2 protein-coding genes are annotated in these 6,960 nt (G+C 36.2%); both read right to left on the bottom strand.

What is annotated here, in order from left to right; all coding sequences use genetic code 11:
* The coding region (locus L323_RS40450; RefSeq protein ID WP_020817401.1) for a non-ribosomal peptide synthetase at positions 1–5,173 on the bottom strand (5,173 nt) is incomplete at its 3' end.
* 37 nt (positions 5,174–5,210) lie between these two features.
* Positions 5,211–6,960 (bottom strand): condensation domain-containing protein (locus L323_RS40445; RefSeq protein ID WP_020817400.1); only part of this gene is annotated, 1,750 nt, incomplete at its 5' end.

The raw sequence follows: 6,960 nt of genomic DNA, 5'->3' as shown, positions 1-6,960 counted from the left end.
AAGTTGTTTTTTGCAGTATTACATCCTCACTCCCAATCGGATACTTTCTCTGCATCCAATTTATCCTGTTTATCACCGAGTAATGCTCTATCATGGCACCCTTCGGCTTTCCAGTTGAGCCGGACGTATAGATTATGTATGCAAGGTTTCCGGAAGTATTTACTTTTTCAAGGTTTGAGCTGTCGCCTTCGTATAGCGCACTGTCATCCAGATTTATTACCGTTACCTCTAAAGAAGCCATAACCTCCGGAGTCCATCTCCCGATAGCATCGCTATTTGTAAGAAGTATATTTGTACCGCTGTCCTTTAAAATATACCTTACTCTTTCCTCAGGATAGTCAGGGCTCACAGGCAGATACGCTCCCCCTGCCTTTAGTACCGCAAGTATACCCGTTATCATTTCAAGGGAACGGTCAAGCATTACCGCAACTATGCTGTCCCCCTTGACTCCCTGTTTTCTCAATACTCTTGCCAGAGAATTGGCACGTTGGTTAAGCTCTCTATATGTAAGCTTTTTATCCCCAAACATTACCGCAACATTGTCAGGAGTTTTTTGGACCTGCTCTTCAAAAACGCAGGAAATGGTTTTTTCTTTTGGGTATTCATATTCTGTATTAATAAAATCCAATAATATCTGACTTTTTTCCTGTGGAGTCAGCATTTCAATCTCACATATATTTTTATCCGGGTTTTTAACTATTTCATTAACAATATTTATAAAATGCAGTACAAACCTCTCCATTGTTTCTTTCTTAAAGATTCCGGTATTATACTCCAGTACACAATTCATAATACTTGATTTACCCATGTAAATATCCAACTTAAAATCCAGCTTTGAAGTAAATGAATTTAAATCATATATTTCAAATGAGAGACCGTCTATTTTAGGTACAATGTCTTGGTGAAGTTCATTATGCAATATCAGCATTGTGTCAAAAAGAGGATTTCTTGTTATATCCGTTCGTCCTGCAAAATTCTCAACCATCCTGTCATATGGATAATCTTGATTCTCATACGCTTTTAAAACCGTATCGTTTACAACACTAATAAAATCCTTAAAGGTTCCTGATGGCTCAATCCTGCTTCTTATGGGAAGAAAGTTGTTAAACATTCCAATCATGCCTTCCACATCAGGATGATTTCTTCCCGCAACTAACGAACCTACGGCAATATCCTGCTGCCCGGTGTATCTATATAACAAAGTGGTGTAAAAAGCTAAAAGCAGCACATTTATGGTTACTCCGCATTTATGTGAAAGTAAGTTAAGAGATTCGCAAATTCCAGACTCCAGATTAAACAAAATCCTATCTCCGTAAAAGGTTCTGCTGTCAGCTCTGGAATAATCCGAAGGCATATTAATTGTTGAATCTATACCTTCAAGCACATTCCTCCAGTATTCTGCCTGTTTTTTTATTACGGCTCCTTCAAGAAAATTATTGTGCCAATATGAAAAATCCTTATATTGAATTTCAGGTTCAGCAATTTTTAAACCCTTATAAATCTGTTCAAATTCGCTTACCATAACTGTTATGGAAATTCCATCAGATATTATGTGATGCATATCAAGAAGTAAAATATGTTTCTTGTCCCCTGTCTTCAACACAGTCGCTCTGATTAATGGCGCCTTACCGAGATTAAAAGGCTTTATCAATTCTCTTAGAACCTTGTCCCTGCTTTTAGTATCAATTTCCGAATATGTAACTTCAAAGTCAACTTCTTTATGAATTCTTTGAACTATCTCACCATTGTATATCTCAAATGATGTTCTGAAAGGTTCATGTCTCATTACCAAAGTTTTAAGAGTCTCTTCTACTCTGGTAATGTCAAGTTCACCTTCTACATTCATTGCCAAAGGCATGTTATAGCTTGTACCAATTCCTTCAAACTGCTGCTGAACATACATTCTCTGCTGTGATGCAGATGAAGGGTAAACCCCCTCAGGATAGGCTGCATTAATATAAGATTCATCCGCATTTACAGGTTTTATTTGTGAGTAAACTTTTTCTTCAGCATCCTCCAAATACCCGGCCAATTCCCTTAAATCCCGGGTATTGAGTACTCTTTCCAAAGGTACTGATTTATTGAAATCTTTATGTATACGTGTAGCAAGAACAGTAGCTTTCAGAGAGTGACCTCCGAGTTCAAAAAAATTGTCTTTTGCACCCACTGTCTCAACTCCAAGAACCTCCTGCCACAATCCGGCTAACTTAACCTCTGTTTCACCTTTTGGATCCACGTATTCTTTTTCCTCCAAATAAGGTTCGGGGAGCTTTTTCTTATCTATCTTACCGTTAGGATTTAACGGAACACTCTCCATTCTTACAAAACAAGACGGTACCATATAAACAGGAAGCTTGCTTCCCAAATAATCCCTTAACTCTGATAATACGATTTCAGTCTTCGAGGTATAGTAGGCACAAAGAAATTTACTGCCCCTTTTATCTTCTTTAGCCAATACCACTGTTTCTTTAATGCCATTATACTGCAGTAGACATGCCTCAATTTCTCCCAGTTCAATTCTGAACCCTCTCAGCTTCACCTGTGAGTCTATTCTATCCAGAAATTCAATACTTCCATCCGGCAGCCATTTTACAAGGTCTCCGGTTTTGTACATCAGTTCCTGCTTACCTTGACCATTTCCATTCCAAAATGGGTCAGGCACAAACTTTTCCGCTGTTAACTCGGGGCGATTCAGGTATCCCCTAGCCAATCCATCCCCTGCTATACATAATTCGCCCTGTGCCCCAAAAGGCTGGAGCTTATTGTTTTTATCAATGATGTACAGTCTTGTATTTGCAAGTGGTTTTCCTATAGGAATAGTAATTGCTTCACTGTCAACTTTGTCTATTGGATAGAATGATGCAAAAACAGTACTTTCAGTGGGCCCATAAACATGTATCATCCTGCCGGGCCCCATGTATCCAAATGCTTTTCTGACATGAGGTACAGATACTCGTTCTCCTCCAAAAAGCACTTTCCTGACATTTTTAAAGCATTCAACATTAACATCAACCAGTGTATTAAACAAGGCTGTTGTCACAAAAAATACAGATATATTCTGTTCTCTTATGATTAGAGACAATTCTTCCATATCCAAAAGGGATTTTTTGCTTACCAGAACCAGCTTAGTCCCATTTAACAACGCACCGAAAATATCGAAGGTAGAGCCGTCAAAAGCATAGTTTGACAACTGTAGCAGTGTATCTTTATCCGTTATATCAATATAATTTGTATTCTTAACAACTCTGCTTATGTTGTGGTGCATTGTGAGAGTTCCTTTAGGCACGCCTGTGGAACCCGATGTATACATAACATAGGCGAAATTATCTGAAGTACTTATACACTCAAGATTTTCCGGGCTCTCATTTTCAAACTCAGTATCTGCTCCGTTCATAAGGAGTATATCTATTGAAGAGTCCTCAAAATATTCTGAAAGACCAATGTTTTCATAAATTTCTTTTTGAGTAACAAGCACTTTTGTACTAGAGTCATTTATAATTGATACAATCCTTTCACAAGGATACTCAGGGTCTATTGGAAGATAAGCTCCTCCCGCCTTTAAAACACCTAAAATGGCCGTTATCATATCAAAAGAACGTTCCAACAGCAAAGCGACTACACTGTCTTCCCCTACCCCTTTATTACTTAGGAAACGTGCAAATTTGTTTGCTTTTTCATTTAGTTCTCTATAAGTCACTTGATTTTTACCAAATACAAGTGCAGTGTTTTCAGGCACCCTATTGACCTGATCTTCAAACAATTGACTTAAGGTCTTTTCACGAGGATATAAAGTAGCTGTGTCGTTATAACTGTTTATTAGCCAATCCCGTTGGTCTCCCATTGAAATTTCAATATCTGATATCTTGCACTGTGGATTGTCAATTATTTGTTGGACTATATTTTGAAAATACTCTGCCAATCTTTTGATGGTGTTGGAGTAAAATTTATTTCCGTTATAAATAAACTTTATTTCTACATTTTCAAATACGGAAACCGCAACAGCTAAATCAAAATTTGTCATTTCAAACATTGAAAAATCTTCAATTTTAATAAGGCTATTCTCATTACCCAGTTGCTTATCAAGAGGGTAATTTTCGATTACCATAATTGAATCAAATAGTGCATCACTTCCCCTCAAAGAACTGTATTCTTTAATTTTAGTAAGCGATGTATTTTCAAATAAGCTACGTTCTCTTATGGAATTCTCTACCCCGTTAAGAAATTCAAGTACATTTTCACCATTTTTTGACCTTATTCTCAGAGGTGGAGTATTTATAAAAAGTCCTGCTATGTTCTCGATGTCTTTTATTTTAGCCGTTCTGCCTGACACTGTTGTTCCAAAAATCACATCATCAGTGTCACTAAATCTTAGTAACATAATTCCCCATGCAGCATAAATAACCGATGCTAAAGCTAATCTATGCTCTCTGGCAAAGTTTTTTATCCCCTCCGAATTGCTTTTGGAAAGGCTCAGTGTAAAATTTTCACCGTTTTCAGCATTTTCATGGTTCCTTTTATCCCATGGAAGCAGCGTTTTATTATCAAAATCTTGCAGGTATTCCGTCCAATACTTTTTATGTGAATCTGTTTCATGATTTTTCTGCCATTTTACAAATTCCCTATATCTGTTTTTGACGGGCCTCACTGGGTACTTACCTTTAAAAATGGCTTGATAGGCGTGAAAAAATTCCTTAAGCAGAATAGCATTGCTCCAGCCGTCATAAAGTATATGATGATTTGAAATTATCATCTCATAATTATCAACTTCAAGCTTGCAAACTGTTATCCTGAAAGGTTCTTCACTTATATCCAGACTTTCTTCCCTATCCTTTAACTTTATATCTTCCAGATTCATAATTTTTACGTTCTTTTCTTGCACTGAAAAATCATAATATCTAACCGGTATCTCGTAATTTTTTAAAACAATCTGGACAGGTTTTTCAAGCTTATCCCACCGGAAAAAGGTTCTTAGGACTTCGTTGTTCTCAGCAACAAAGTTCCAAGTCTTTTGAAACACCTCCAAATCAAACGGTCCGTTTATCCTCAAGCTTAGTTGTTCAAAATATTGCTTGCTTTTGGGATTACTTATATAATGGAAAAGAATCCCCTCCTGCATTGGAGTTAATGCAAGAATATCCTCAATGTTTTTCTTATCAAGCTTCTTATTGTTCATGTAAAAACCCCCAGTTTAATTTGGCAAACCAGTAGTGCTACTCAAACAGTGAATCAAGCTCTTCCTGATTCATATCAAGTGTTTCAAAATCAGATGGTGTAAAATAAACCTCATCACTGCCAACAGTGTAGCTTATGATATTTTCAAGATTTCTCAGATATCTGTCCCTAAAGTCGGACATGGTTTCTTCCTTATATGCCTTTTCGTTGTAGAATATCTCAATTTCAAACATGTTATTTATCACCATACAATTAATCTCCAACTTTGCTGTCATTGTATTGGTCAGACATGTTTCACTTCCCGTTTTCAGATGTGAATAAGAAAATATATCGTTATCAGACTCTTTATCAAATCGTCCAAGATAATTAAATCTAAGTTCCGTCATTCTTTCATCTATTTCAGTATCCGCCTCGGTTAAGTATTTTAATATTCCGTAACCTACTCCATTTTGCGGAACTTCCCTTATGCTTTCTTTTATTTGTTTTATCTGCTCTCCCGTATCTGCACTATTTATAGAAATTTTCAGAGGATAAATTGCGGTAAACCAGCCAACGGTTCTTGAAATATTTATTCCTTCTATATTTCTTCCGTTGTTCTCCATTTCAATTACAAATTCATTCAATTCCGTCCACTCTTTTACGGTTTTTGCTATAGCTGTTACGAGAAGCTCCTCAACCGAAGTATTATATACTTTATTGGCATCATTCAAAAGTTTTTCAGTCTTTTCTTTATCAAGGTATCCTTTTACCAAAGATCTCGAAGCAATACTCCAGTCTTTCGTGTCAAAATCCATAGGAAACTCAAACTTGAAATCAGAATATTTCTTCCAAAATCCTTTTTCTAAAATTAGCTTTTCACTGTCTTTTATACTTAACAGCTTTTCATACCAATCCATTAAGGATGCTGTCTTATTAGGCATAATAACTTCCCGATTGTTTTCAATTGCCTCATATGCCGCAAATAAATCCTCTAGAATAATCCTCCATGAAACTCCGTCAACCGCCAAATGATGAATTGTTATTAGCAGCTTGTCATTGTCTTCCAAATGAATAATAGCAGCTTTAATAAGTAATCCATCTTTTATATCAAATCCTGACTTTAATTCCATACCTATTTTAATCAATTCATTTTCCTGCTTTTGCGGTGGTAATCCGACAATATTAAAGGTTTCAATATCAAAATCTTTGGTTATTTCCCCATTATTAAAGAAAAATTCATCTCTATCGTGGGAATAATTAACCCTCAATGCGTCATGGTGTTCTATTATTTTTACAAAAGCCATTTTAAGTTTTTGAATATCCATGTACTTCTTAAGTTCCAATAGAATTGATTGATTAAAATAATTGGGGTTATTAAACCTTTGGCTAAAAAACCATTTAACTACAGGAGTAAAACCAAAGCTTCCTTGAATAAACCCTTGCTCATAATCATTGGATCTTTGAATATTATCAACATTTAAAATAACTTTTGAAATAGTGCGATGTACAAGAATATCTTTTACCTCTATAGTTAAACCTTCCCCGGCAAGTAAGGAAACCACCTGTATTGCTTTAATGGAATCTCCCCCAAGTTCAAAAAAATCATCATTAATACCAACTCTGGCTAACCCAAGAACTTTTTTCCATATTTCTGCCATTATATGTTCTTCGTCACAAGAAGGCTCAACATACTCCATACTCGTATTAATACTGCCTTCCGGCTCCGTCAGAGCCTTTCTGTCCACTTTTCCGTTCTGTGAAAGGGGCATTTTTTCAAGCCTTACAAAATATGACGGAACCATATACTCC

Origin of the sequence: Ruminiclostridium papyrosolvens C7 (genome assembly GCF_000421965.1) — a bacterium.
Lineage (GTDB): Bacteria > Bacillota > Clostridia > Acetivibrionales > DSM-1351 > Ruminiclostridium > Ruminiclostridium papyrosolvens_A.
The sequence above is the reverse complement of the archived record's forward strand: the minus strand, read 5'-3'. Positions and strand labels throughout refer to the sequence as shown.